The sequence below is a fragment of the Pseudomonas sp. JY-Q genome, from assembly GCF_001655295.1.
Taxonomy (GTDB): domain Bacteria; phylum Pseudomonadota; class Gammaproteobacteria; order Pseudomonadales; family Pseudomonadaceae; genus Aquipseudomonas; species Aquipseudomonas alloputida.
The window spans coordinates 297,094-322,078 of the sequence record NZ_CP011525.1 but is presented as its reverse complement, the minus strand read 5'-3'; the positions used below and the strand labels follow the sequence as shown (position 1 = coordinate 322,078).

Sequence of the window (24,985 nt, the reverse complement as noted above, 5' to 3'; positions counted from 1 at the left end):
GAGGCCGGCAAAGCCAGCACAAACAAAAAAGCCGCTCACCCGATAGGGCCAGCGGCTTTTCTTTACAACCCAGACTCGATCAGGCAGCGATCAGTGCCTTGACCTTGTTCATCGCATTCTTCTCCAGCTGGCGAATACGCTCAGCCGATACGCTGTACTTGTCTGCCAGTTCATGCAGCGTGGCCTTCTCTTCCGCCAGCCAACGCTGATAGAGAATGTCGCGGCTACGCTCGTCCAGACCTTGCAGCGCTTCGTGCAGGTTGCTGGTGGAATTGTCACTCCAGTCGGCATCCTCCAACTGCACCGCCGGATCGTAACGGTGGTCTTCCAGGTAATGCGCAGGCGACTGGAAGGCGCTGTCGTCGTCAGCTTCCGCTGCCGGATCGAAGGCCATGTCCTGGCCGCTGAGGCGGCTTTCCATCTCGCGCACTTCGCGCGGCTCGACGCCAAGGCTTTCCGCCACGCGATGCACTTCGTCGTTGTTCAGCCACGCCAGGCGCTTCTTCTGGCTACGCAGGTTGAAGAACAGCTTGCGCTGAGCCTTGGTGGTAGCCACTTTGACGATGCGCCAGTTGCGCAGAATGAACTCGTGGATCTCTGCCTTGATCCAGTGCACAGCGAACGACACCAGGCGCACGCCCATTTCAGGGTTGAAGCGCTTGACGGCTTTCATCAGGCCGACATTGCCTTCCTGGATCAGGTCAGCCTGGGCCAACCCGTAGCCGGCGTAACTACGGGCGATATGTACGACGAAACGCAGGTGGGCCATCACCATCTGACGAGCGGCCTCGACATCCTGCTCATAATAGAGACGCTCGCCCAGATCACGCTCCTGCTCGACCGTCAGCAGCGGGATGCTGTTGACCGTGTGCACATAGGCTTCCAGGTTTGCACCGGGTACCAGGGCATAGGCAGGTTGCAACGATGTGGTCATTCAAGAACCTCCGACTTACAAAACTCGCACCTTGTGGGCGCTGCCAACATTGACCTGGAACGACGGTACAAGTTCCGCAGTGAAGAAAATGTCAATGCTGGCACGTAAACACTATCGCGGCGCCAGCTCGTTCAAGTGGCGGGCGACTGCAATCCATGCACCGATATACCCCAACAACACTGCTCCGATCAAGAGCGACAGACCATCGGAAGCCGGAACGCCGCCCAGGGCGAAGTCACTGCCATACAGCCCGGAAAGCCCTACCACCGCCTCGTTCAGCCAGTTCAGGCCAAACGCCAGGATACCCCACGCCAGCAGGCCTGCGCCCAGGCCATACAGGGCGCCCATGTACAGGAACGGCCGGCGCACGTAGGCGTCAGTGCCGCCGACCAGCTTGATCACTTCGATCTCGATACGACGGTTTTCAATGTGTAGACGAATTGTGTTACCGATTACTAACAGCAGGGCAGAAATCAGCATCACGGCCAGGCCGAAGACGAAGCGATCACCCAGCTTGAGGATGGCTGCCAGGCGCTCGACCCAGACCAGGTCCAGTTGCGCCACGTCCACCCGCGGCAGCTCCGCCAGGCGCTGACGCAAGGCGTCCAGGGCCGGCTTGTCGACCTCGGTCGGGGTTACCACCACCACACCCGGCAGTGGGTTGTCTGGCAGTTCGCGCAAGGCCTCGCCCAGGCCGGACTGCTGCTGGAACTCCTCCAGGGCCTGCTCGCGGCTGACATACTGGGCGTCCGCCACGCCAGGCATGCCCTTGATCTCGTCGCGCAGCGCTTCGCCATCGCGGCTGCCGGCATCAAGCTTGAGGTACAGCGAAATCTGCGCAGCGCGCTGCCACGAACCGCCCAGCTGCTCGACGTTCTTCAGCAACAAGGACAGGCCCATCGGCATGCTCAGCGCCACTGCCATGACCAGGCAAGTGAAGAAGCTGCCGATCGGCTGCTTGCCCAGGCGGCGCAGGCTGTCGGCCAAGCTGGCACGGTGGCTTTCCAGCCAGGCATGCAGCAGGGTGCGGAAGTCCGGGCCATCATCGTCTTCACCGCGCTTTTTCTTCGCAGGTTGCGGATCGGCCGGTTTCGGTGCGACCCGCTCGGAAACCTTCGGCGTGCGTGTAGTGTTCATTGCCCGGCCTCCCCATCGCCGATCAAGCGGCCGCGTTGCAAGGTCAGCATGCGGTGGCGCATGCGCGCGATCAGTGCCAGGTCGTGGCTGGCGATCAATACCGTCGTGCCCAGGCGGTTGATGTCCTCGAACACGCCCATGATCTCTGCAGCCAGGCGCGGGTCGAGGTTACCGGTGGGTTCGTCGGCCAGCAGCAGAGCCGGCTGGTGAACGATGGCGCGGGCGATACCCACCCGCTGTTGCTGCCCGGTGGAAAGGTCGGCCGGGAACAGCTCGCCCTTGTCGGACAGCGACACGCGCTCCAGCGCCGAGTCCACGCGCTTGGCGATCTCGACCTTGGACAGGCCGAGAATCTGCAACGGCAAGGCAATGTTGTTGAACACGGTGCGGTCGAACAACAACTGGTGGTTCTGGAACACCACGCCGATTTGCCGGCGCAGGAACGGGATTTGCGCATTGCTGATCTGGCCCAGGTCCTGCCCTGCCAGCATCAGCTTGCCGCTGGTCGGGCGCTCCATGGCCAGCAACAGGCGCAGCAGGGTGCTCTTGCCTGCGCCCGAGTGGCCGGTGACGAACAGGAATTCGCCCCGGCGCGCCCGGAAACTCAGCTCATGCAACCCCACATGACCGTTGGGATAGCGCTTGGCAACCTGCTCGAATCGGATCATGGTCAATCTCGCTCGGCGAACAGAGCCTTGACGAACGGCTCGGCTTCGAAGGTACGCAGGTCGTCGATGCCTTCACCGACGCCGATGAAACGGATCGGGATGTTGAACTGCTTGGCCAGGGCGAAGATCACCCCGCCCTTGGCCGTGCCGTCCAGCTTGGTCAGGGCCAGGCCGGTCAGCTCGACGCTCTGGTTGAAGTACTTGGCCTGACTGATGGCGTTCTGGCCGGTGCCGGCGTCAAGCACCAGCAGCACCTCGTGCGGCGCCTCAACGTCGAGCTTGCCGATGACCCGGCGGACCTTCTTCAGCTCTTCCATCAGGTTGTCTTTGGTGTGCAGGCGGCCGGCAGTGTCGGCGATCAGCACGTCGACGCCACGGGCCTTGGCGGCCTGCACGGCATCGAAGATGACCGAAGCAGAGTCGGCACCCGTGTGCTGGGCGATCACCGGAATCTGGTTACGCTCACCCCACACCTGCAACTGCTCGACCGCGGCGGCGCGGAAGGTATCACCGGCAGCCAGCATGACCTTCTTGCCTTCCAGTTGCAGCTTTTTCGCCAGCTTGCCAATGGTGGTGGTCTTGCCGGCGCCGTTCACGCCAACCACAAGAATCACATAGGGTTTGTTCTGGGCCTGTACGTTCAACGGCTGCTCGACCGGGCGCAGCAGCGCAGCCAGTTCTTCCTGCAACGATTTGTACAGGGCATCGGCATCGGCCAACTGCTTGCGCGCGACCTTCTGGGTCAGGTTCTGGACAATGGCCGAGGTAGCCTCCACACCCACGTCGGCAGTCAGCAGGCGCGTCTCGATTTCGTCGAGCAGGTCGTCGTCGATGACCTTCTTGCCGAGGAACAGGCTGGCCATGCCCTCGCCGATGCTGGCACTGGTCTTGGACAGGCCTTGCTTGAGGCGCGCGAAGAAGCCGGGCTTGGCCTGTTCGACGGGTGCAGCAACAGGGGCGGGTGCCGCGCGTTCCGGGATTGCGGGCGGTGCCTTCGGCTCCAGGTCCGGCACCAGGGCCACGGGCTCTTCGGCAACCGGTAGCACCAGGTTGCTGACCGGCGCTGCGGCCTCGACAGGGGCAGACTCGACAGGGGCCGCCTGCAAGGGCATGGACGCAACCGGCTGCGGTGCAGGTGCCACCAGCGGCTGGGATGCGACCGGCTCTGGCTCAGGCGCCTGCAACGGCTGCGACGCAACCGGTTCAGGGACGGGGGCCTCGACTACCGGGGGCCGGGCCGGTGCGGCGACCGGCTGCGGCTCAGCCAGCTGTGGGGCAGCAGGGGCCTGAACGGGTTCGGGGGCCTGTGGCGCTTCGGCGGCAGATCCCTCGACCGGAGCGGCTGCAGACTGCTCGACAACGGGGGGCTCATGCGCGGGCACGCCCGCTCCCGCAGGTGGCTGCGGCTTCTTGCGAAACCAGCTGAACAGGCCTTTCTTCTCACCAGCCTCGGCCGGCGCTTTTTTGTCGTCGTTGGAACCAAACATGGAAGACGGCTATCTCAGGGTAGCGATAGGCCAGCTATGGCCAATCGGGAATTCTCTCTACGCAGAACAGACTATCTTGAAGCCGGCTGGTTCATGCGCAACGTTTTGACTTAGTGTCCTGTGGGCCAGAACGGCGACAGGCATGGTCGCCAGGCAACCGGATCAGTATCCTAGCACCTCCTGGCCCGCCGACGCTAAACCCAGCGGGCCGCCGAACAGGTTAAACACCGTATGAACGCTCTAGCCCGCCGCGCCGCTGGCCTGTTGCTCGGCACGCTCTGCCTGCCGCTCGCGGCCTTTGCCGCCGATGTGCAACCCACCCACGAATTCATCCTCGACAATGGCCTGAAGGTCGTGGTCCGCGAAGACCATCGCGCCCCGGTGGTGGTCTCGCAGATTTGGTACAAGGTCGGCTCCAGCTACGAGACCCCGGGCCAGACCGGCTTGTCCCATGCGCTGGAACACATGATGTTCAAGGGCAGCGCCAAGGTCGGCCCCGGCGAGGCCTCGCGCATTCTGCGTGACCTCGGCGCCGATGAAAACGCCTTCACCAGCGACGACTACACCGCCTATTACCAAGTGCTGGCCCGCGACCGCCTGCCAGTAGCCCTGGAACTGGAGGCGGACCGCCTTGCCAGCCTGCGCCTGCCTGCCGACGAGTTCAGCCGCGAAATCGAGGTCATCAAGGAAGAACGCCGCCTGCGCACCGACGACCAGCCCAATGCCAAGGCATTCGAGCTGTTCCGCGCCATGGCCTACCCGGCCAGCGGCTACCACACGCCGACCATTGGCTGGATGGCCGACCTGGAGCGCATGAAAGTTGAGGAACTGCGCCACTGGTACGAGTCCTGGTACGCCCCCAACAACGCCACCCTGGTGGTGGTCGGTGATGTCACCGCCGCCGAGGTCAAAGGCCTGGCGCAGAAGTATTTCGGCAATATTCCCAAACGCGCCGTACCGCCAGCCAAGCTGCCTCTGGAGCTGGCCGAACCTGGTTGGCGCCAGTTGACCCTGCACGTGCGAACCCAGCTGCCAAGCCTGATCTACGGCTTCAACGTGCCCGGTCTGCCCACCGCCAAGGACCCTCGGACGGTACATGCCCTGCGTCTGATCTCGGCACTGCTCGACGGCGGCTACAGCGCCCGCATGCCGGCCCGCCTGGAGCGTGGCCAGGAACTGGTGGCCGGCGCGTCGTCCAGCTACAACGCCTTCACCCGCGGCGACAGCCTGTTCCTGATCTCGGCGACGCCGAATGTGCAGAAGCAGAAAACCCTCGCCGACGTCGAGAAAGGCATCTGGCAGCTGCTTGAAGAACTCAAGAGCACGCCGCCCAGCGCCGAAGAGCTGGAACGCGTACGCGCCCAGGTCATCGCCGGCCTGGTCTACGACCGCGACTCCATCAGCAGCCAGGCCACCACCATCGGCCAGCTGGAAACCGTCGGCCTGTCCTGGAAGCTGATCGACAGCGAACTGGACGAGCTCAAGCGCGTCACCCCGCAGGACATCCAGAACGCCGCGCGCACCTACTTCACCCGCGAACGCCTGAGCGTTGCCCATGTACTGCCCGAGGAGTCCGCCCATGAGTGATCGCCGCGCACCACGCCCAACCCTGCTGGCCACGGGCATTCGTGCCATGGCGCTGGCGGCAGTGCTGGCCGCTCCGGCCATGGCCGATAACGCTGCCAAGGCCGACAGCAGCGCAGCCCGCCCGGCCAACACCTTGCAGTCGCTGGCCGAACTGAATGGCAAGGCACCCAGTCGGCGTCAGCTGAACATCCAGCACTGGAACACCGCCGAAGGTGCCCGGGTGCTGTTCGTCGAGGCCCGCGAACTGCCCATGTTCGACCTGCGCGTCACCTTCGCTGCCGGCAGCAGCCAGGACGGCGGCACGCCAGGCCTGGCCGCTCTGACCAACGCCATGCTCAACGAGGGCGTGGCCGGCAAGGACGTCACCGCCATCGCCGAGGGCTTCGAAGGCCTGGGCGCAGACTTTGGCAACGGTTCCTACCGCGACATGGCCGTCGCATCGCTGCGCAGCCTCAGTACCAAGGACAAGCGCGAACCGGCCCTCAAACTGTTTACAGAGGTGGCGGGCAAGCCAACATTCCCCGAGGATGCCCTCAAGCGCATCAAGAACCAGATGCTGGCTGGCTTCGAATATGAGAAGCAAAACCCCGGCAAGATCGCCGGCAAGGCCCTTTTCGGCAAGCTCTATGGCGACCACCCCTACGCCCACCCAAGCGACGGCACCGCAGAGAGCATCACGGGCATAAGCCTTGCCCAGCTGCGCGCGTTCCACGCCAAGGCCTATACCGGCGGCAATGCGGTAATCGCCCTGGTCGGCGACCTCAGCCGTGCAGAGGCCGAAGCCATCGCCGCCCAGGTGTCGGCTGGCCTGCCCAAGGGCCCTGCGCTGGCCGCACCGGCCCAACCCACAGACGCCAAGGCCGGAATGACCCACATCGACTTCCCGTCCAAGCAGACCCACCTGATGCTGGCCGAACTGGGGATCGACCGCCAGGACTCGGACTGGCCTGCCCTGTCGCTGGGCAACCAGATCCTTGGGGGTGGCGCCTTCGGTACCCGGCTGATGAGCGAGGTGCGAGAGAAGCGTGGCCTGACCTACGGCGTTTACTCGGTATTCAGCCCGATGCAGGTACGCGGCCCGTTCATGATCAACCTGCAAACCCGAGCCGAGCTCAGCGAAGGTACGCTCAAGCTGGTGCAAGGCATTCTCGCCGACTACCTGAAGACGGGCCCTACCCAACAGGAACTGGACGATGCCAAGCGCGAGCTGGCCGGCAGCTTCCCGCTGTCCAATGCCAGCAATGCCAGCATCGTCGGCCAATTGGGCGCGATCGGCTTCTACAACTTGCCACTGACCTGGCTAGAGGACTTCATGCAACAGTCCCAGGCCCTTACCGTCGAACAGGTCAAGGCAGCCATGAACAAACACCTGTCAGCCGATAAACTGGTGATCGTCACCGTTGGCCCGAAAGTGCCACAAAAACCGCTGCCAGCACCCACTGACAAGCCCTCCGAGCAACCGCTCGGGGTACCGGAGCACTAATGCCAAGATCCACCCCTCCCGCCCGCCCGCAAGCGGGCCAAAGCAAGGGCCAGGGCCACCTGCGCATCATCGCCGGCGAGTGGCGCAGCCGCCGCCTGGCGGTGCCGGAAGGCGAAGGCCTGCGGCCAACGCCTGACCGCGTACGGGAAACCGTATTCAACTGGCTGGCACCCTACATCGAGGGCGCCCGCGTGTTGGACGCCTTCACCGGCAGCGGTGCCTTGGTGCTCGAAGCCCTGTCCCGTGGGGCCGAGGATGCCGTGGCGCTGGACAGCAACCCTGCGGCCATCGCCAACCTGAAGAACAACCTCGAAATCCTGCGCTGTCCCCGCGGGCAAATTCTGCAAACCGACGCCCTGCGCTACCTGCAAGGCCCGGCCAAGCAGCAGTTCGATGTCGTGTTCCTCGACCCGCCGTTCCACCAGGACCTGCTGGCCAACACCTGCAACATGCTGGAGCAGCATCAGTGGCTGAGCGAGCAGGCTTGGGTCTACACCGAAAGCGAAGCGGCACCCTCGACCTTGCAACTGCCAGGCAACTGGCGCCTGCACCGCGAGAAGAAGACCGGCCAGGTGCACTACGCACTCTGGCAGCGGGGCTGATTACCCGCCGGGTGGGGTGTAATGGGTTGCCACACCCCACCTGTGCCATGCTTGGAGCTGCACCTTCACTCCCACCAATGGCGCAGGTACTGTGGCGCTGTTTCGTGGCAAGCTAGCAAGGCACATCATGAGCCACCCAGCATGCCCAGCCCCAACGCCACATTCCGTCCGGCCATCGGCCTGTCCAATCCCCACCTGCAGACCTTGTGGGGGCCACTCTGGCGCAAGCTGCCTGAGCTGCAGCGTGACCGCGAACGACTGTGGCTGGCTGACGGCGACTTCATCGACCTGGACTGGCATGGCCCGCACCAACCCCATGCGCCACTGGTACTGGTGCTGCATGGGCTGACCGGCTCGTCTCACTCGCCCTACGTGAAAGGCTTGCAGCAAGCGCTGCAAGGTCGCGGCTGGGCCAGCGTGGCAGTGAACTGGCGGGGTTGTTCAGGCGAGCCCAACCTGTTGCCGCGCAGCTACCATTCCGGCGCCAGCGAAGACCTGGCGGAAATTGTCAGCCATCTTCGCGCCCAGCGCCCGCTGGCGCCGCTGTATGCAGTGGGTTATTCGCTGGGTGGCAATGTATTGTTGAAGTACTTGGGTGAGAGCGGCGTCGCCAGCCAACTGGAGGCAGCGGCTGCAGTTTCGGTGCCCTTTCGCCTGGACCACTGTGCCGACCGTATCGGCCAAGGGTTCTCCAAGGTGTATCAGGCGCATTTCATGCGCGAGATGCTGGCGTATGTTCAGCTCAAGCAGCGGCACTTCCACGACCAGGGCCAGCATGAACAGCTGGCGACACTGGAGCGCCTGGGCCAACTCACCAACTTGCGCACATTCTGGGACTTCGACGGTAAAGTCACTGCACCGCTCAATGGCTTTCGCGATGCGCACGACTACTATCGTCGCTCATCCAGCCACTTCTTCCTTGGCCAGAACCGCACGCCAACGCTGATCATCCATTCCAGCGATGACCCCTTCGTGTCCAGCCACAGCCTGCCGACGGCCCGTGAACTGTCACCACAAACCCGCTTCGAACTGCATGACCGCGGTGGGCATGTGGGCTTTGTCGATGGCAGCCTGCGAAATCCGGGGTACTACCTGGAACGACGGATTCCGCAGTGGCTGGTGGACGGCAGCTAGCGCTCGAATGCGTAAAGGCTGCACGATCCCACAGAGATTTAACCCGATCTGCTTACTCGCCGGTGGCCACAGCATGCTGCGGGTTGTTGATCCACTCGCTCCACGACCCCGCATACAGCTTGCCCAGCGGATACCCCGCCAGGGCCATTGCAAACAGGTTATGGCAAGCGGTTACCCCAGACCCGCAATAAGACACCAACTGCTCCGGCGTCCGTCCACCCAGCTTTTCGGCAAAACGCTGCTTTAGCTGATCCGCCGGCAAAAAACGCCCGTCAGCCCCCAGGTTGTCGGTAAACGCCGCGCACTGGGCCCCGGGAATATGCCCTGCCACCGGGTCGATCGGCTCCACTTCACCGCGAAAACGCGGCAAGGCACGCGCATCGATCAAGGTCAGGTCTGCACTACCAAGGCGCTTGCCCAGATGGTCGGCATCGATCAGCAGCTTCGCGTCAGGTTCACCACTGAAAGTGCCCTCACGTTTGGGCGGCGGGTCCAGGCTCAACGGCAGGTGCGCCGCGTGCCAGGCCTTCAGGCCACCGTCCAGAATCGCCACACCGCTGCGCTTGCCCAGCCAGACCAGCAGCCACCAGGCGCGAGCGGCAAAGGCGCCGGGGCCGTCGTCGTACAGCACCACCTCGCTGTCGTTGTTCAGCCCCCACTCTCGCAGGCGCTCGACCAGCCGCTGGGCATCGGGCAACGGGTGGCGCCCGGTGCGCCCCTTGCTCACCGGCCCGCTGAGATCCCGGTCCAGGTCGGCAAAATGCGCCCCCTCAATATGCCCCTGGGCATAGCTGCGCTGGCCATAGTCCACATCCTCGAGGGCAAAGCGGCAGTCGAGGATCACCAACTTGGGCGAGCCCAGACGCTCGGCCAACTGCTGCGGGGTGATCAATTGCGCAAGGGGCATGACAATCTCCTGATCGATGGCACTAGGGCCCTGGGCTAATGCTCCAGGGCCTGGTTGAACGGTACATGGAATTCCTGACACAGCGCGTCCACGGCAGGACGGGCATTGTCGGTGACGAAACCGAGCTCCAGCACCAACACCTGATAGACGCCGCGCTTGAAGGCTTCTTCACCCAAGTGCGCGGAATGTTCACGCGTGGTGCTGAGAAAACGTACCCATGATGTCAGCACGATCCAGGCATTGATGGTCAGCGATTCGATCTGCGCCGGCACCATGGCCAGGATCCCTGCCTCGACAAAGCCGCGGTAGATCGCCTGGCCCTGGCGCAGGCAGCGTTCGGAAAAACGCCGGTAACGGGCGGCCAGTTCGGCGTCGCTGTCCAGCAGATGCTCCAGGTCACGGTGCAGGAAGCGGTAGTTCCACATCGCCGCCAGCAAGGCCTTGAGGTAGAAGCGCTTGTCTTCCACGGTTGCCGCGCGGCCCTGCGGCGGGCGCAGAAAGCTGTCCACCAGCGCTTCGTACTGGCTGAACAACAGGGCAATGATCGCCTGCTTGTTGGGGAAGTGGTAATACAGGTTGCCGGGCGAGATTTCCATGTGCGCGGCAATGTGGTTGGTACTGACGCTGCGTTCGCCCTGCTGGTTGAACAGCTCCAGGCTGTTCTGCACGATGCGCTCTCGGGTCTTCATGCGCGGGGCCATGCTCAGCTCCCAGTCTGCGGGCTTTCATCAAAGGTTTATCTTACGGCGTATTACAGATGGAATGCACCGTTGAGCGGCATGGAAAAATTCGCACCATGGTACAAATTAGAGTATAGGCTCTAGGCAACCCCGGCCCGGACTCGACACCACCATGAACTCGCCCAGTGCCTTGCCCCCTCTGCAATTCGACCTCGACCTCGCAACGACGTTCGCGGCCCAGCGCCAGGCCTTTGCCGGTAACCCGCTGCCACCAGCGGCGCAGCGACGCCAGTGGCTGAAAAGCCTGCGTGAAGCCTTGCTGAGCAGCCAGGCAGAACTGATCGAAGCCATCAGCCAGGATTTTGCCGGGCGCAGCGCCGATGAGACCTTGCTGGCCGAACTGCTACCGTCGGTACAGGGCCTGCGCCACGCCGAAAAGCACTTGCAAAGCTGGATGCGCACCCGCCGACGCCGCGTCGGCCTGGCGTTCCAGCCGGCCAGCGCACAGGTGCGCTATCAACCCTTGGGCGTGGTCGGCATCATGGTGCCGTGGAACTACCCGCTGTTCCTCGCCATCGGCCCGTTGACCTGCGCCCTGGCCGCCGGCAACCGGGTCATGCTCAAGCTTAGCGAGGCCACGCCCGCGACTGGCCTGGCCCTACAGCAACTGCTCGAGCGTGTGTTCCCCACAGACCTGGTCAGCGTTGTGCTCGGTGAGGTCGAGGTGGGCCAGGCCTTCGCCCGCCTGCCGTTCGATCACCTGCTGTTCACCGGTGCCACCAGTGTGGGCCGCCAGGTGATGCAGGCTGCCGCACACAACCTGACCCCGGTCACCCTGGAGCTGGGTGGCAAATCCCCCGCTATTGTTTCTGAGGATGTGCCGCTGGACAGCGCCGCCGAGCGCATCGCCTTCGGCAAGACCCTCAACGCCGGCCAAACCTGTGTCGCCCCCGACTACGTACTGGTGCCGCGCGAACGGCTGCCCGCCTTCAGCGACGCCTACCAGCGCGCCGTGCACCGCCTGTACCCGCGTATTGCCGACAACCCCGACTACACCGCCATCATCAACCCGCGCCAGTTGCAGCGTTTGCAGCACCTGCTGGACGATGCCCGCGCCAAAGGCGCGCAAGTACTCGACTTGTACCCAGGCGAAGCCCCTCAGGGCCGGCGCCTGCCACCACACTTGCTGCTGGACGTGAACGACAGCATGCAGGTGATGCAAGACGAAATCTTCGGCCCGCTATTGCCGTTAGTGCCTTATGACGGCCTCGACCAGGCCTTGGCCTACATCAACCAGCGCCCACGCCCACTGGCGCTGTACTTCTTTGGCTATGACCGCCGCACCCAGGAGCATGTGCTGCGTCACACCCACTCCGGCGGTGTGTGCCTGAACGACACCTTGCTGCATGTTGCCCAGGACGATCTGCCCTTCGGCGGCATCGGCCCTTCAGGCATGGGCCACTACCATGGTCATGACGGCTTCCTCACCTTCAGCAAGGCCAAGGCGGTACTTGCCAAACAACGCTTCAACGCCGCACGGCTGATCTACCCGCCTTATGGCAAAGCCTTGCAGCGCCTGGTCTACAAACTGTTCATCCGCTGAGGATCGCACCATGCACCGCCGCGACCTGCTGCGTTTCAGCCTCGGCGCCAGTGCTTTTCTGGCGGGTGCCAGCCTGGTGGGGTGCAGCGTGCAAACCGCCGCGACCGGCTATCAGGTACTCCGTGACGACGACCTGCCACTGCTGCGTGCGCTGATCCCGGTGGTCCTGGCCGGTACACAGGCCACCGAGGCGCCGGTGTTGCGCAGCCTCGACAACAAGCTGGCGGCGTTGTCGCCGGAAATGCTCAAGCTCACCCGGCAATTATTCGACGTGCTCAGCCTGCCGCTGACTCGCGGCCCGCTGACCGGCGTCTGGGGCAGCTGGGGCCAAGCTGGCGCCACACAGGTCACGGCGTTCCTGCAGCGTTGGCAGGACAGCTCGCTGAACCTGCTACGCATGGGGCACGCCTCGTTGCTGCAACTGCTGCAAATGGCCTGGTACGAACGCCCTGAATCCTGGGCAGACTGCGGTTACCCAGGCCCACCGAAAATCTGAAAACAACAAGAGCATCGCCAATGCCTGTCCCCGACCCGTTTCGCCAAGGCCTCGAACGCGGCTGGATCACCCACGACGCCTCGCGCCTGGAGCACGACCTGTTTCTGGAGGCCGACATTGCCGTGATCGGCAGCGGTGCCGGCGGCGCCACCAGCGCGCAGATGCTCAGCGCTGCCGGTTTCAAGGTACTGCTGATCGAAGAAGGCCCCCTGAAAACCAGTGGCGATTTCCACCTGCTGGAGAGTGAAGCCTACGCAAGCCTGTACCAGGAAGGCCTGGGACGCATGAGCAAGGATGGCGCCATTACCATCCTGCAGGGCCGCGCCGTGGGCGGCACTACGCTGGTGAACTGGACCTCGAGCTTTCGTACCCCGCCGCAAACCCTGGCGCACTGGGCCTCGGTCCATGGCGTGAACGGTTTGGGCGAGGATGCACTGCGCCCCTGGTTCGAGCGCATGGAGCAGGAACTGGGCATCAGCCCTTGGGCCTTGCCGCCGAATGCCAACAACGAGGTGCTGCGCCGGGGTTGCGAACAGCTGGGTTACCGCTGGGGGGTGATCCCGCGCAATGTGCGCGGCTGCTGGAACCTGGGCTACTGCGGCATGGGCTGCCCGGTGAATGCCAAACAATCGATGCTGGTGACCCGTATACCTGCCACCCTCGAGCAAGGCGGCGAACTGCTGTACCTGGCGCGGGCCGAGCGCTTCACCCACAACGGCGAACGCATTCAGAGCCTGACATGCCAGGCCCTGGACGCCCAGGGCATACACCCTACTGGCCGGCAGGTCGGCGTGCGGGCACGTCATTACCTCCTGGCCGGTGGCGGTATCAACAGCCCGGCCCTGCTGCTGCGCTCTGCCGCGCCCGACCCGCATGGTCGCCTGGGCAAGCGAACCTTCCTGCACCTGGTCAACTTCAGTGCGGCACGCTTCAGCGAGCGTATCGACCCCTACCATGGCGCCCCGCAATCGATCTACAGCGATCACTTTCAGTGGCAAGGCGGCGTAGACGGCCCGGTTGGCTACAAGCTGGAAGTACCGCCGCTGCATCCTGCCCTGGCCAGCACCCTGCTGGGCGGGTACGGCCACGAGAGTGCCCAGCGCATGGCCGAGCTGCCACATACCCATGTGATGCTGGCGCTGCTACGCGATGGTTTTCACCCCGAAAGCCAGGGCGGGACCGTGGAACTGCGCGGCGATGGTTCACCCGTGCTCGATTACCCGGTCACCGACTACCTGCGGGATGGCCTGCGGCGCGCCTACCGCAGCATGGCGCACATACAGTTCGCCGCTGGCGCCACCCAGGTAACCCCAGTGCACAGCGACGCCAGCGCCGCCTCTCGCCTGGAACAGGCCCTGACCATGATCGACAAACTGCGCCTGGAGCCCTTCCGCACGCGCTTGGGCAGTGCCCATGTGATGGGCGGCTGCGCCCTCGGCGAAGATCCGCGTCAGGCGGTGTGCGACAGCCTGGGACGCCATCACCAGCTGGAAAACCTGTCGATTCACGACGGCTCGCTGTTCCCCACCAGCATCGGCGCCAACCCGCAATTATCGGTGTATGCCATCAGCGCCAGGCTCAGCGAAGCACTGGTCAGCCGCCTGGCACACAGCGCATGACAACGAACATGGCCCCTGTCTATAGTGCCATCAGTCGGCCGCATGACTTGGCCGGGGCGCCGTCGCTGCGCTACCATCCGACTCCCCAACGCACTCCAGCCAGGATGACGCGATGAACCGAGTGTTGTACCCGGGTACTTTCGACCCCATTACCAAAGGCCATGGCGATCTGGTCGAGCGCGCTTCGCGGCTATTCGACCACGTGATCATCGCGGTGGCGGCCAGCCCCAAGAAAAACCCCTTGTTCCCCCTGGAGCAACGGGTTGAGCTCGCCCGTGAGGTCACCAAGCACCTGCCCAATGTCGAAGTCATCGGCTTCTCTTCCCTGTTGGCGCATTTCGCCAAGGAACAGGGCGCCAACGTCTTCCTGCGTGGCCTGCGTGCGGTGTCCGACTTCGAGTACGAGTTCCAGCTGGCGAACATGAACCGGCAACTGGCACCCGATGTCGAGAGCCTGTTCCTGACGCCGTCGGAGCGCTATTCGTTCATTTCCTCGACCCTGGTCCGGGAGATTGCTGCGCTGGGCGGTGATATCAGCAAGTTCGTCCACCCGGTGGTGGCCGACGCACTGACTGAACGCTTCAAGAAGTAAGCCTGACGCCTGATTGTCGCGCCCGCGTGCACTGCGGGCGCGAATGCGGCACAATTGTGCCCATTGCGTTGAACATGCCCGGGCTGTGAGCCCCGGCCGGAGTCCCCATGTCCCTGATCATCACCGACGATTGCATCAATTGCGACGTCTGCGAACCCGAGTGCCCGAACGAGGCTATCTCCCAAGGCGAAGAGATCTACGTGATCGACCCTAACCTGTGCACCCAGTGCGTAGGCCATTACGACGAGCCGCAGTGCCAGCAGGTCTGCCCGGTCGACTGCATCCCGCTGGATGAAGCGCACCCGGAAACCGAAGAACAGCTGATGGCCAAGTATCGCCGGATCACTGGCAAGGGCTGATCACTGCCCTTCGCTGCACGGTCCCTGTGGGAGCGGGCATGCCGCGAACACCGGCGTAGCCGGTGCCATTCATCGCGTCGCCTGCTTCGCAGGCTTGCCCGCTCCCACAGTTATGGACTGCCCCCCAAAAGTTGGACAGTTTTAAGCTGCAGCCTGAGCCCTGTACTCCACAGGGCTCAGGCCATTGAGCCTCAGCTTGATGCGATCATGGTTGTAGTAGTGAATGTACTCATCCAGACCCGCTCTCAGCTCATCAATGCTCTCGAAACGCTTCAGGTAGAAAAACTCAGACTTGAGCGTGCCGAAGAAGCTTTCCATGGCCGCGTTGTCCAGGCAATTGCCTTTTCGAGACATGCTCTGCTTTACCCCGCATTCGCTTAGCTTACGGCGGTATTGCGCCTGCTGGTAATGCCATCCCTGATCCGAATGCAGCACGAGCTTCGGTTTCTCTCCCAGGCAATCGAGCGCTTTGCCAAGCATGTTCCCAACCAGGCTATAGCACGGGCGACTGGCCATTTCGTAGGCCACGATTTCGCCGTTGTACAAATCCATCACGGGCGACAGATAGAGCTTCTGTTGAGCTACTTTGAACTCGGTTACGTCAGTCACCCACTTCTGGTTTGGGCGTTGAGCGATAAAATTTCGCTCCAGTACATTCGCTGCCACTTTACCGACGGTACCTCGATAGGAGCGATATTTCTTGGGGCGCACTACTGATTTCAATCCCTGCTCAGCCATCAGCCGTTCAATGACCTTCTTGTTCACCCGCTTTTCCTTCCTGATTACGAGTGCGATACGGCGATAACCATAAAGCCCTTTCTGCTCGTGGTAGACGCGATGCACCAATGCCTTGAGCTCAGCATGCCGATCTGGCTTCTGCTGAGCTTTGAGCTGGTAGTAGAAGGTGCTGCGCGCCAGCTCGACCAGTTGAAGGAGGTCAGGCAAAGGAAATCTGCGCTTGAGTTTGGAAACGATCAGGACTTTTTCCCGCGTGTTCGTTCCTTTTCCTCGCGCAGAGCCTTGAGCTCCTTTAGGACAGCATTCTCCATGCGCAGGTACTCAAGTTCAGCCATCAGCTGATCTCGAGACTTCTGATCATCATTGGTATCGGTGGGTTTGGCAGGCTTGATCTTCTTCGACACGTCGATTGGCTTTCTTGGCTTGATGGCAGTAGAGGGTGCAGGACTGCCACTGTAGTACTGCCGCTGCCAAATGCCTATCTGAGAGGACTGCCCAAGACCAAAGTGTGCAGCGGTCTGGCGCAGCGAAAGCCGATGCTCGTGCATATAGCTAAGCACCTGCTGTTTGAAATCACTGGTATAGCGCCGCCCATGCGAGCCTGGACCAATGCCATTATTGGCCTGATAACTGGCCACCCAGCGTCGAAGCAGGCTGAAATCGATACCTAAGTGTTGAGCCACCTTTCGGAAACCGTTGCTGCCATCCAGGTAGGCTGTGATCGCTGTGAGCTTGAATTGCTCGGTGTACTTACCCATAGATCCCCCAAGGGTTGGATTAGTGTCCAACTTCTTGGGGGCAGTCCAGTTACCGCGCCAACGTTCAGGTTTTGCTTCAACAGGTTTGCAGCGAACGTTTTATCGTTGGCAGCGCGGGCAGTACACGCTCGCCCTCTGCCCCAGCTTCACTTCGCGCAACTCAGTGCCGCATACCTTGCACGGCTGCCCGCCACGCCCGTACACAAACAGTTCCTGCTGGAAGTACCCCGGCTGCCCGTCGCCACCGATAAAGTCGCGCAGGGTGGTACCGCCCTGCTCGATGGCCGCCGCCAGCACCCGTTTGATCTCGGTCGCCAGCTTCAGGTAGCGCGCCCGGGAAATCCCGCCCGCCTCCCGGCGTGGGTCGATACCGGCGGCAAACAACGCCTCGGTGGCGTAGATGTTGCCCACCCCTACCACCACCGCGTTGTCCATGATGAACGGCTTGACCGCCATCGACCGCCCGCGGGACAGCTGGAACAGCCGTTCACCATCGAACAGGTCGGTCAGCGGCTCAGGCCCCAGGCGCAGCAGTAGCTCATGGTTCAGAGGGTCCAGGCTCCACAGCATGGCACCAAAGCGGCGTGGGTCGGTGTAGCGCAGCATCAGCCCGGACTCCAGCTCGATGTCGACATGCTCATGCTTGGCCGCCGGCAAGCCCAGCTCGACCAGCCGCAGGTTGCCCGACATGCCCAAGTGGCTGATCAGCGTACCCACTTCGGCATTGATCAACAGGTACTTGGCACGTCGCTCCACGCTGACGATGCGCTGCCCTGACAGGCGCACATCGAGGTCTTCCGGAATCGGCCAGCGCAGACGCCGGTCGCGTACCACCACACGGCTGACGCGCTGGCCTTCCAGGTGTGGCGCAATACCGCGCCGGGTGGTTTCTACTTCTGGCAATTCCGGCATGTGTCAGTGTCCGCCCAACTCGCGAATGTTCTGCTTGAGGTTTTCGAAATCGTATTCCGACAAACCAATGTAATCGAGCACCAAAGGGCCGACCACATTCCATTCGTGGTCCACCGCCTGGTTGCCCAGCACCCGGTAGGACGCGCAGATATGCTCAGCCATCTTCAGCACCGCCAGCAGGTTTTTCAGCTGGCTCTGGGTATTGCGCGAGGTATCGTCGCGGAACACGGCCAAGGCATTGTGGTGGTTGGCGATGGCCGCACTGAGGTGCTCGGGCAAGCGCCAGGATTTGGCTGTGAAGTAGCCAACCACTGAATGGTTGGTGTTGAACGTGCGGTTTTCGGTATCGACCACGCGTGTTTCTTCGTCGGCCTTGGCGTATGCCTCTTCCAGCACGTCCATGTAATTGGGGAAGCGCTTGAGCATCAACGGCACGCCACAGTCATGGAAGAGGCCAAGGGTATAGGCCTCGTCCGCCGCCTGTATGCCGGTACGCTTGGCCAGCGTCAGGCAGGTCATCGCGACGTCCTGGGCGGTATCCCAGAAGCGGTTGAGGGTAACGATGGTCTCGTCACTCATCTCGCCCTTGATCGACTGGGCGTTGATCAGGTTGATGATCGAACGGCTCCCCAGCAGGTTTACCGCACGCTGGATCGAACCGATCTTGTTGGACAACCCGAAGTGCGGAGAGTTGACCAGCTTGAGCAAGGCGCCAGAGAGGCCCGGGTCCTGGGAAATCAGCTTGGCGATGGTTTCCAGGTCCGGGTCAGGCATGTACTGCTCGAACTGCAGATCGACCATGATCTGCGGTTGAGGCGGGATGGTGATGCCTTGCAAGGCTTGCTGGATCTGTTCGGCGCTGAGTTCTTGGGACATACGTACACACTCGTTTAGGACGGGGGATTTTAACCCTCTAAGCGCCCCCGGGCACCACACCTGTAAAAGCTAAAGCACTGCAGACACGCTATAATCCCGCTCTTTTTCCCGGAGCGACGTCATGTCCCTGCCCAGCCTTCGCCTCAAAGCCAATGCCGACCGCCGCCTGCGCGCCGGCCACCTGTGGGTCTACAGCAACGAAGTCGATGTCAGCGCGACCCCTTTGCAAGGCTTCCAGGCGGGTCAGCAGGCCATTCTCGAGGCAGCCAACGGCAAGCCGCTGGGCATCGTCGCACTGAGCCCGAACAACCTGATCTGCGCCCGCCTGCTGTCACGCGACATCAAGCTGCCGCTGGACAAGTCGCTGCTGGTACACCGCCTGAACGTCGCCCTGTCGCTGCGCGAGCGCCTGTTCGACCAGCCGTGCTACCGTCTGGTCTACGGTGACTCCGACCTGCTCCCAGGCCTGGTGGTCGACCGTTTCTTCGATATCCTCGTGGTGCAGTTGGCCTCGGCCACCATGGAAGCGCACAAGGATGACGTGATCGCCGCACTGGTGCAGGTGCTCAAGCCCAGCGGCATCCTGTTCAAGAACGATTCGGCCGCGCGCGACGCCGAAGGCCTGCAGCGCTATGTCGAGACCGTCTACGGCGAAGTACCGGACTGGGTGCCGCTGGAAGAGAACGGCGTCAAGTTCGAAGCCCCGGTGCGCGAAGGCCAGAAGACGGGCTGGTTCTACGACCACCGCATGAACCGCGCCCGCCTGGCACCGTACGTGAAGGGCAAGCGTGTACTCGACCTGTTCAGCTATATCGGTGGCTGGGGCGTACAGGCCGGTGCCTTCGGCGCCAGCGAAGTGTTCTGTGTCGATGCCTCGGGCTTTGCCCTGGACGGCGTGGAGCGTAACGCTGCACTGAACGGCATCAGCGAGAAGCTGACCTGCATCGAAGGCGACGTGTTCGAAGCCCTGCGCGAACTCAAGGCGGCCGAAGAACGCTTCGACGTGATCATTGCCGACCCACCTGCCTTCATCAAGCGCAAAAAAGACCTGAAAAACGGCGAAGCGGCCTACCGCCGCCTGAACGAACAGGCCATGCGCATGTTGAACAAAGACGGCATCCTCGTCAGCGCCTCGTGCTCGATGCACCTGCCCGAGGACGACCTGAACAACATCCTGCTGACCAGCGCCCGCCACCTGGACCGCAACATGCAGCTGCTCGAGCGAGGCGGTCAGGGCCCGGATCACCCGGTACACCCGGCCATCGCCGAAACCCGCTACATCAAAAGCATCACCTGCCGGTTACTGCCAAACAGCTGATATCTGCCAAAAAGGGCCGCCCAGCGGCCCTTTCCTGCCGCAATCCCCCCGCCAACCATCCACATCTGCATTCCCTCACCGCGCCAGCGGTGTAGAATCGGCCTATTCATCGCCAGTCATCCCCGGCGGGTTTATGAGCTCTGGTCAAGCACGCGGCGATCCCGCGCGGTCTTGGCCCCATCCGTGCCAGTGGCAACCGGCCTGCGGCGCAAAGGACAAGAGAAGCTCACTCCCCTATTTGTGACCTGATTAAGCCGCCAGGAGTGTTTCATGCCTGATTATCGTTCCAAGACTTCCACCCAAGGCCGCAACATGGCCGGCGCCCGTGCCCTTTGGCGCGCCACCGGGATGAAGGACGAAGACTTCAAGAAACCGATCATCGCCATCGCCAACTCGTTCACCCAGTTCGTACCGGGCCATGTGCACCTGAAGGACCTGGGCCAGCTGGTGGCTCGCGAAATCGAACGCGCCGGTGGCGTGGCCAAGGAATTCAACACCATCGCGGTCGATGACGGCATCGCCATGGGCCACGACGGCATGCTGTACTCGCTGCCAAGCCGCGAAATCATTGCCGACGCGGTGGAGTACATGGTCAATGCGCACTGCGCTGACGCCATCGTCTGCATCTCCAACTGCGACAAGATCACCCCCGGCATGCTGATGGCCGCCCTGCGCCTGAACATCCCGGTGATCTTCGTTTCCGGCGGCCCGATGGAAGCCGGCAAGACCAAGCTGGCCAGCCACGGCCTGGACCTGGTCGATGCCATGGTCATCGCGGCCGACTCCACGGCCTCCGACGAAAAAGTCGCCGAATACGAGCGCAGCGCCTGCCCGACCTGCGGTTCGTGCTCCGGCATGTTCACCGCCAACTCGATGAACTGCCTGACCGAAGCCCTGGGCCTGGCCCTGCCGGGCAACGGTTCGACCCTGGCCACCCACTCCGACCGCGAGCAGCTGTTCCTCACGGCCGGCCGCACCATCGTCGAGCTGTGCAAGCGCTACTACGGCGAGAATGACGAGTCGGTCCTGCCACGCAGCATCGCCAACTTCAAAGCGTTCGAAAACGCCATGATGCTGGACATCGCCATGGGCGGCTCGACCAACACCATCCTGCACCTGCTGGCCGCAGCACAGGAAGGTGAAGTGGCGTTCGACCTGCGCGACATCGACCGCCTGTCACGCAAAGTGCCGCAGCTGTGCAAAGTGGCGCCAAACATCCAGAAGTACCACATGGAAGACGTCCACCGCGCCGGCGGCATCTTCAGCATCCTCGGTTCGCTGGCCCGTGGTGGCCTGCTGCACACCGACCTGCCGACCGTGCACAGCCGCAGCATGGAAGAAGCCATCGCCAAATGGGACATCACCCAGACCGATGACGAAGCGGTGCACACCTTCTTCAAGGCCGGCCCGGCCGGTATCCCGACCCAGACCGCATTCAGCCAGTCGACCCGTTGGGAAACCCTCGACGACGACCGTGAAAACGGCTGCATCCGCAGCTTCGAACACGCCTACTCGCAAGAGGGCGGCCTGGCCGTGCTGTACGGCAACATCGCACTGGATGGCTGCGTGGTCAAAACGGCCGGTGTGGACGAATCGATCCACGTGTTCGAGGGCACCGCGAAGATCTTCGAAAGCCAGGACAGCGCCGTGCGCGGCATCCTCGCCGACGAGGTGAAAGCCGGCGACATCGTCATCATCCGCTACGAAGGCCCGAAAGGCGGCCCGGGCATGCAAGAAATGCTCTACCCGACCTCGTACCTCAAGTCCAAAGGCCTGGGCAAGGCCTGCGCCCTGCTCACCGACGGTCGCTTCTCGGGCGGTACCTCGGGCCTGTCGATCGGCCACGCCTCGCCAGAGGCCGCGGCGGGCGGCGCCATCGGCCTGGTGCGCGACGGCGACAAGGTACTGATCGACATCCCTAACCGTTCGATCAACCTGCTGGTCAGCGATGAAGAGCTGGCGGAACGCCGTGTCGAACAGGACAAGAAGGGCTGGAAGCCAGCCGAGGTCCGTCCACGCAAGGTGACCACCGCGCTCAAGGCCTATGCCCTGCTGGCCACCAGTGCCGACAAAGGCGCAGTGCGTAACAAGGCAATGCTCGAAGGGCTGTAAGGGCTTTTCTGGCATTTGCACAACCGGCGTCTCGTACGCCGGTTTTTTTTGCCTGTGGATAAAGGCCGGATCAAAGCTCTCCCTTCGCGACACATTGGCGTAATTGCGCCAGCAGCAGGGCAGCCGAGCGCTTCGGTGTCGCCGCCGACGTCAGCACGAACTGCGCTTGAGGCAAGGTTGGCAACGTCGACACTTCCACCAGGCCGGCAGCCAGAGCAGACGATCGTGTGACAGGCGTTACCCCAAGCCCGCCACTTACGGCGGTCATCAGCCCGCCGACACTCGGGCTCTGGCAAACGATGCGCCATTGCCGCCCGGCGCGTACCAAGGCCTCGATAGCTGCGGCCCGATAAGGGCATTGATCAGAAAATACCGCCAAGGGCACAGGCGTGGTGACCTCATCGCTGCCCAGCGCAATCGGCCCTCTCGCCCACACCAATGGCTCGGACCAAAGCACCTCGCCCCGTTCTTCATCGCTGCAGCGGCTGCCCAATACGATATCCAGCCCACCCGAGTGGACGAGCGAGAGCAACTCCCCAGTCAGGCCGACGGTCAGGGACACCTCTGCATCGGGATGTGCCACCGAAAAACGACGCATGCAGTCGATGATCGGGGCTTTCACCATTTCCTCGCTCAACCCCACGTACACCGTGCCTGACACCCGCCGCCCTGCTCCAAGGCTTGCGCGGGCATCATCGTGCAACGCCAGGATGGTGCGGGCATAGCCTGCCAACCGAGCGCCTGCAGGTGTCAGGCTGACCGAGCGGGTCGTACGCTCCAGCAATTTTTGTCCAGCTTCGCGTTCAAGCCGCCGAATATGAGCGCTGATCGCCGACTGCGTAAGGTGCAGCCTGTGCGCAGCGCGGGTGAAACCACCGGTGTCGGCAACGGCAATCAAGCTCCGCAAAAGCACAGTATCGAACACAGATTCATCACCTATCTCACTCAATCTCGCGAGCATACGTCATTTCTATAATGAATCGCCCTGAATCAGACTGTGCGCCGAACGCCTGGGCGGTGAAGCGTCAGGCAAGGCTCATCAACACTACCTGGGAGAAGCCCCGTGGTTGAACGTATCTTGTATGTCTGCGCCTCACCCAGAGGAGAGCGGTCCGTTTCCGCTCAGATTACCGACGCATTCCTGGCGGCATTGGCCGAGCGCAAAGCGGTGGAAATCGACCACCTGAATCCTTGGGAATGCGACCTGCCTGAAGTAGATGGCGCCTTGCTCGCGGCGAAATACGCAGGGCTTGGCGATGCCCCGCTGTCAACCGCACAGGCCGCTGCATGGGATCGGATCAAGACCCTCGCTCAACGGTTCCACCGGGCGGATACCTTGGTGTTCAGCGTACCGTTGTGGAATTTCGGCATTCCGTACAAGCTCAAGCACCTGATCGACGCAATTTCACACAAAGACGTGCTGTTCACCTTCGATGAACACGGGTTGAACGGCATGCTTGGCGGGCGTCGAGCGGTTGCCATCTACACCCGTGGTTTGGGGTACGGGCCCACCTCACAGACACCCGACCAGTTTTTTGGCCTGGAAAAAACCTTCATCGACACATGGTTTCGCTTCGTTGGGATTAACCAGGCGCACAGTGTAGTGGTCGAACAGACCCTCGGCCCTGAGGGCGCCAGGATTCGTGAAAATGCCATTGAACAAGCGACCCTGTTGGCACAGAACATTGACCAGAAAGCGGCCCAGACCCTCATTGTGGGCCGCGATGGTTGATATTCCCGTTACTGGATCTGCTCCGGCGTGACGATCACCCAGTTCTTGTCTGCCGTCACCGGCAACCCTTCCTTGGCCTGCGCCGCTGCATTTTTGGCAATCATCCCGTTGAGCTGGTCCATGTACTTGGCCTTGCGGTTTATCCACAGGTGGATACCACCTTTGCCTACATCCACCCCGTGGAACTGCATGTAGCCATCGCTGGTCGGCGTGTCGCCGCCCACCAGCACCGGTTTCTTCCACTCATCGATGTAGGTAAGGATCGCCGCCTGCTTGCCCGCCATCCAGGTGGCCGGGGTCCACAGGTAAGGGGTCAGCTCCAGGCCCTCGTTAGCCTTGGCATCGTAGTGCCCGGCGCTGATCTGCTTACGCGCAGTGGTCAGCTGGCCGCTGGCGCGGTCCTTGAGCAGCAGGCTCACGCCAATCACGTTCTGGGGCTTCACGTTGTAACCATACTTGGGGTCCGAGGCGACCATGCGCACCAGCTCCTCGGAGGCCGCCGAAATCACATAGACCTCGATGCCGTTCTCCATCAGCTTGTTGTACAGCTCGGCCTGGCCCTTGAAGACCTTGGGCGGCTGAACCTCGATGGCCTTGACCTGGTCGCCTTCGTAATAGGTGCTGGGGATCGGCTTGGTCGAAGCCATCAGCTCATCCACCTGCACCTTCAGCTCCTGCAAGGTAAAGCCGGAGAACACCTGGGCTACCCACGGGTAGCAGACCATGTCATCGATTTCACACAGCCGGTAGTAGTAACTGAACAGGCTTTCCTTGTGCTCGGCAGTGTCCTTGAACGGCATCAGCTTCAACGAAGGGTCGAGCTTGTCGCGGCTTAGCAGGCCCTTGTTTTCCATGAACGGAAGCAAGGCTTCTTCCAGGTCATAGCGGTAACTGGTGTTGTCCATGTCGAATACCGCGTAGTTACCCTTGTTGGCATTGGCGGCGATCATACTGTCGAGCTGTTTGGCCGCGTCGGCGGGCCAGTGTTTGAGCTCCGTGGCGAAGGTTTCGATACTGAACAGCAGGGACAGGCCAATGGCGGCGGCTTTCACAGCGACTTTCATGTACGAATCTCCTGAAATGACCCAGAAACGCTAGTGCAACATTCCCCACTGCAAGCCCCCGATAACGACCTCCAGGCAGCCGCAAACGCCTTGTTCATTGCAATCTGCGACATCCCGTTATTCCATAAACGACTATGCAAATTCCATTTGGGTATAAATTCGTTTGTTTTCAGGCTGTTAGCATTTC

Annotated in this window: 22 protein-coding genes and 1 pseudogene; 12 read left to right on the top strand and 11 right to left on the bottom strand. The window is 62.3% G+C overall.

Annotated features, from left to right (window positions below; genetic code table 11):
* Positions 1-79: 79 nt before the first annotated feature.
* From rpoH to ftsY, 4 genes are all read right to left on the bottom strand, one after another.
* Complete coding sequence (gene rpoH, locus AA098_RS01445; protein WP_003249083.1) at positions 80-934, bottom strand: RNA polymerase sigma factor RpoH; 855 nt, start codon at positions 932-934, stop codon at positions 80-82.
* Between the two features lie 111 nt (positions 935-1,045).
* Positions 1,046-2,071: a permease-like cell division protein FtsX gene (gene ftsX / locus AA098_RS01440; RefSeq protein ID WP_003249081.1), complete on the bottom strand. Its 1,026-nt coding sequence runs from the start codon at positions 2,069-2,071 to the stop codon at positions 1,046-1,048.
* Entirely contained in the window at positions 2,068-2,739 is a 672-nt protein-coding gene (gene ftsE / locus AA098_RS01435) for a cell division ATP-binding protein FtsE (protein ID WP_003249079.1), read from the bottom strand. The genes ftsX and ftsE overlap by 4 nt, the downstream gene beginning before the upstream one ends.
* 2 nt (positions 2,740-2,741) lie before the next feature.
* Positions 2,742-4,226: a signal recognition particle-docking protein FtsY gene (gene ftsY, locus AA098_RS01430; RefSeq protein WP_004575477.1), complete on the bottom strand. Its 1,485-nt coding sequence runs from the start codon at positions 4,224-4,226 to the stop codon at positions 2,742-2,744.
* Positions 4,227-4,457: 231 nt separating this feature from the next.
* Between ftsY and AA098_RS01425 the strand changes: the two genes are divergently transcribed.
* The 4 genes and pseudogenes from AA098_RS01425 to AA098_RS01410 all read left to right on the top strand — a co-directional run bounded on the left by AA098_RS01425 (position 4,458) and on the right by AA098_RS01410 (position 9,032).
* Positions 4,458-5,813 (top strand): pitrilysin family protein, encoded by a 1,356-nt coding sequence (locus tag AA098_RS01425; RefSeq protein WP_064613753.1) that lies wholly within the window; start codon positions 4,458-4,460, stop codon positions 5,811-5,813.
* Positions 5,814-5,943: 130 nt separating this feature from the next.
* A pseudogene (locus AA098_RS01420) lies at positions 5,944-7,296 on the top strand (M16 family metallopeptidase); the annotation flags it as partial.
* The gene (gene rsmD / locus AA098_RS01415; protein ID WP_003249075.1) at positions 7,296-7,898 is read left to right on the top strand and encodes a 16S rRNA (guanine(966)-N(2))-methyltransferase RsmD; all 603 of its coding nucleotides are present in this window, start codon (positions 7,296-7,298) and stop codon (positions 7,896-7,898) included. The pseudogene AA098_RS01420 and the gene rsmD, both read left to right, overlap by 1 nt.
* 141 nt (positions 7,899-8,039) lie before the next feature.
* On the top strand, positions 8,040-9,032 hold the full coding sequence (locus AA098_RS01410; RefSeq protein WP_003249073.1) for a hydrolase: 993 nt from the start codon (positions 8,040-8,042) through the stop codon (positions 9,030-9,032).
* 52 nt (positions 9,033-9,084) lie between these two features.
* On the opposite strand, the gene AA098_RS01405 is transcribed toward AA098_RS01410, so the two are convergent.
* Both AA098_RS01405 and AA098_RS01400 read right to left on the bottom strand, forming a co-directional pair.
* Positions 9,085-9,939, bottom strand: a complete 855-nt coding sequence (locus AA098_RS01405) for a sulfurtransferase (RefSeq protein WP_054888582.1) — start codon at positions 9,937-9,939, stop codon at positions 9,085-9,087.
* Between the two features lie 35 nt (positions 9,940-9,974).
* Entirely contained in the window at positions 9,975-10,640 is a 666-nt protein-coding gene (locus tag AA098_RS01400) for a TetR/AcrR family transcriptional regulator (RefSeq protein ID WP_003249070.1), read from the bottom strand.
* A gap of 151 nt (positions 10,641-10,791) precedes the next feature.
* On the opposite strand from AA098_RS01400, the gene AA098_RS01395 reads away from it, so the two are divergent.
* From AA098_RS01395 to AA098_RS01375, 5 genes are all read left to right on the top strand, one after another.
* Positions 10,792-12,222, top strand: a complete 1,431-nt coding sequence (locus AA098_RS01395; RefSeq protein WP_004575474.1) for a coniferyl aldehyde dehydrogenase — start codon at positions 10,792-10,794, stop codon at positions 12,220-12,222.
* A 10-nt stretch (positions 12,223-12,232) separates the two neighbouring features.
* Positions 12,233-12,718, top strand: a complete 486-nt coding sequence (locus tag AA098_RS01390) for a hypothetical protein (RefSeq protein WP_003249068.1) — start codon at positions 12,233-12,235, stop codon at positions 12,716-12,718.
* Positions 12,719-12,738: 20 nt separating this feature from the next.
* A complete protein-coding gene (locus AA098_RS01385) occupies positions 12,739-14,337 on the top strand; it encodes a GMC family oxidoreductase (RefSeq protein ID WP_060544908.1) in 1,599 nt (532 codons plus the stop codon).
* A gap of 112 nt (positions 14,338-14,449) precedes the next feature.
* Positions 14,450-14,929: a pantetheine-phosphate adenylyltransferase gene (gene coaD / locus AA098_RS01380; protein WP_003249065.1), complete on the top strand. Its 480-nt coding sequence runs from the start codon at positions 14,450-14,452 to the stop codon at positions 14,927-14,929.
* Between the two features lie 107 nt (positions 14,930-15,036).
* Positions 15,037-15,288, top strand: coding sequence for a YfhL family 4Fe-4S dicluster ferredoxin (locus AA098_RS01375; protein WP_003249063.1), 252 nt, complete (start codon positions 15,037-15,039; stop codon positions 15,286-15,288).
* Between the two features lie 141 nt (positions 15,289-15,429).
* On the opposite strand, the gene AA098_RS27750 is transcribed toward AA098_RS01375, so the two are convergent.
* The 3 genes from AA098_RS27750 to AA098_RS01355 all read right to left on the bottom strand — a co-directional run bounded on the left by AA098_RS27750 (position 15,430) and on the right by AA098_RS01355 (position 18,518).
* Positions 15,430-16,784, bottom strand: a protein-coding gene (locus tag AA098_RS27750; protein ID WP_085983016.1) for an IS3 family transposase whose coding sequence is annotated in 2 segments (ribosomal slippage) — positions 15,430-16,308 and positions 16,311-16,784 — 1,353 coding nt in all. Because the reading frame shifts where the segments join, the coding sequence is not laid out codon by codon here.
* 99 nt (positions 16,785-16,883) lie between these two features.
* Positions 16,884-17,696, bottom strand: coding sequence for a bifunctional DNA-formamidopyrimidine glycosylase/DNA-(apurinic or apyrimidinic site) lyase (mutM, locus tag AA098_RS01360; protein ID WP_004575471.1), 813 nt, complete (start codon positions 17,694-17,696; stop codon positions 16,884-16,886).
* Positions 17,697-17,699: 3 nt separating this feature from the next.
* On the bottom strand, positions 17,700-18,518 hold the full coding sequence (locus AA098_RS01355; protein WP_173881454.1) for an HDOD domain-containing protein: 819 nt from the start codon (positions 18,516-18,518) through the stop codon (positions 17,700-17,702).
* Between the two features lie 175 nt (positions 18,519-18,693).
* On the opposite strand from AA098_RS01355, the gene AA098_RS01350 reads away from it, so the two are divergent.
* On the top strand, positions 18,694-19,890 hold the full coding sequence (locus AA098_RS01350) for a class I SAM-dependent rRNA methyltransferase (protein WP_004575470.1): 1,197 nt from the start codon (positions 18,694-18,696) through the stop codon (positions 19,888-19,890).
* Positions 19,891-20,160: 270 nt separating this feature from the next.
* Entirely contained in the window at positions 20,161-22,002 is a 1,842-nt protein-coding gene (gene ilvD, locus AA098_RS01345) for a dihydroxy-acid dehydratase (protein ID WP_003249056.1), read from the top strand.
* A gap of 70 nt (positions 22,003-22,072) precedes the next feature.
* Here ilvD and AA098_RS01340 read toward each other — a convergent pair whose 3' ends face one another.
* Entirely contained in the window at positions 22,073-22,963 is an 891-nt protein-coding gene (locus AA098_RS01340; RefSeq protein WP_003249054.1) for a LysR family transcriptional regulator, read from the bottom strand.
* 102 nt (positions 22,964-23,065) lie between these two features.
* Here AA098_RS01340 and AA098_RS01335 point away from each other — a divergent pair, with 102 nt between their 5' ends.
* A complete protein-coding gene (locus AA098_RS01335; protein WP_082916825.1) occupies positions 23,066-23,734 on the top strand; it encodes an FMN-dependent NADH-azoreductase in 669 nt (222 codons plus the stop codon).
* Positions 23,735-23,742: 8 nt separating this feature from the next.
* On the opposite strand, the gene AA098_RS01330 is transcribed toward AA098_RS01335, so the two are convergent.
* Complete coding sequence (locus AA098_RS01330; protein ID WP_003249051.1) at positions 23,743-24,798, bottom strand: phosphorylcholine phosphatase; 1,056 nt, start codon at positions 24,796-24,798, stop codon at positions 23,743-23,745.
* Positions 24,799-24,985: the final 187 nt, after the last annotated feature.

Excerpts from the sequence above, each read along its gene's own strand:
- rpoH (WP_003249083.1), bottom strand. The coding sequence starts at position 934 with ATGACCACATCGTTGCAACCTGCCTATGCCCTGGTACCCGGTGCAAAC.
- ftsX (WP_003249081.1), bottom strand. The coding sequence starts at position 2,071 with ATGAACACTACACGCACGCCGAAGGTTTCCGAGCGGGTCGCACCGAAA.
- ftsE (WP_003249079.1), bottom strand. The coding sequence starts at position 2,739 with ATGATCCGATTCGAGCAGGTTGCCAAGCGCTATCCCAACGGTCATGTG.
- ftsY (WP_004575477.1), bottom strand. The coding sequence starts at position 4,226 with ATGTTTGGTTCCAACGACGACAAAAAAGCGCCGGCCGAGGCTGGTGAG.
- AA098_RS01425 (WP_064613753.1), top strand. The coding sequence starts at position 4,458 with ATGAACGCTCTAGCCCGCCGCGCCGCTGGCCTGTTGCTCGGCACGCTC.
- rsmD (WP_003249075.1), top strand. The coding sequence starts at position 7,296 with ATGCCAAGATCCACCCCTCCCGCCCGCCCGCAAGCGGGCCAAAGCAAG.
- AA098_RS01410 (WP_003249073.1), top strand. The coding sequence starts at position 8,040 with ATGCCCAGCCCCAACGCCACATTCCGTCCGGCCATCGGCCTGTCCAAT.
- AA098_RS01405 (WP_054888582.1), bottom strand. The coding sequence starts at position 9,939 with ATGCCCCTTGCGCAATTGATCACCCCGCAGCAGTTGGCCGAGCGTCTG.
- AA098_RS01400 (WP_003249070.1), bottom strand. The coding sequence starts at position 10,640 with ATGGCCCCGCGCATGAAGACCCGAGAGCGCATCGTGCAGAACAGCCTG.
- AA098_RS01395 (WP_004575474.1), top strand. The coding sequence starts at position 10,792 with ATGAACTCGCCCAGTGCCTTGCCCCCTCTGCAATTCGACCTCGACCTC.
- AA098_RS01390 (WP_003249068.1), top strand. The coding sequence starts at position 12,233 with ATGCACCGCCGCGACCTGCTGCGTTTCAGCCTCGGCGCCAGTGCTTTT.
- AA098_RS01385 (WP_060544908.1), top strand. The coding sequence starts at position 12,739 with ATGCCTGTCCCCGACCCGTTTCGCCAAGGCCTCGAACGCGGCTGGATC.
- coaD (WP_003249065.1), top strand. The coding sequence starts at position 14,450 with ATGAACCGAGTGTTGTACCCGGGTACTTTCGACCCCATTACCAAAGGC.
- AA098_RS01375 (WP_003249063.1), top strand. The coding sequence starts at position 15,037 with ATGTCCCTGATCATCACCGACGATTGCATCAATTGCGACGTCTGCGAA.
- mutM (WP_004575471.1), bottom strand. The coding sequence starts at position 17,696 with ATGCCGGAATTGCCAGAAGTAGAAACCACCCGGCGCGGTATTGCGCCA.
- AA098_RS01350 (WP_004575470.1), top strand. The coding sequence starts at position 18,694 with ATGTCCCTGCCCAGCCTTCGCCTCAAAGCCAATGCCGACCGCCGCCTG.
- ilvD (WP_003249056.1), top strand. The coding sequence starts at position 20,161 with ATGCCTGATTATCGTTCCAAGACTTCCACCCAAGGCCGCAACATGGCC.
- AA098_RS01340 (WP_003249054.1), bottom strand. The coding sequence starts at position 22,963 with ATGCTCGCGAGATTGAGTGAGATAGGTGATGAATCTGTGTTCGATACT.
- AA098_RS01330 (WP_003249051.1), bottom strand. The coding sequence starts at position 24,798 with ATGAAAGTCGCTGTGAAAGCCGCCGCCATTGGCCTGTCCCTGCTGTTC.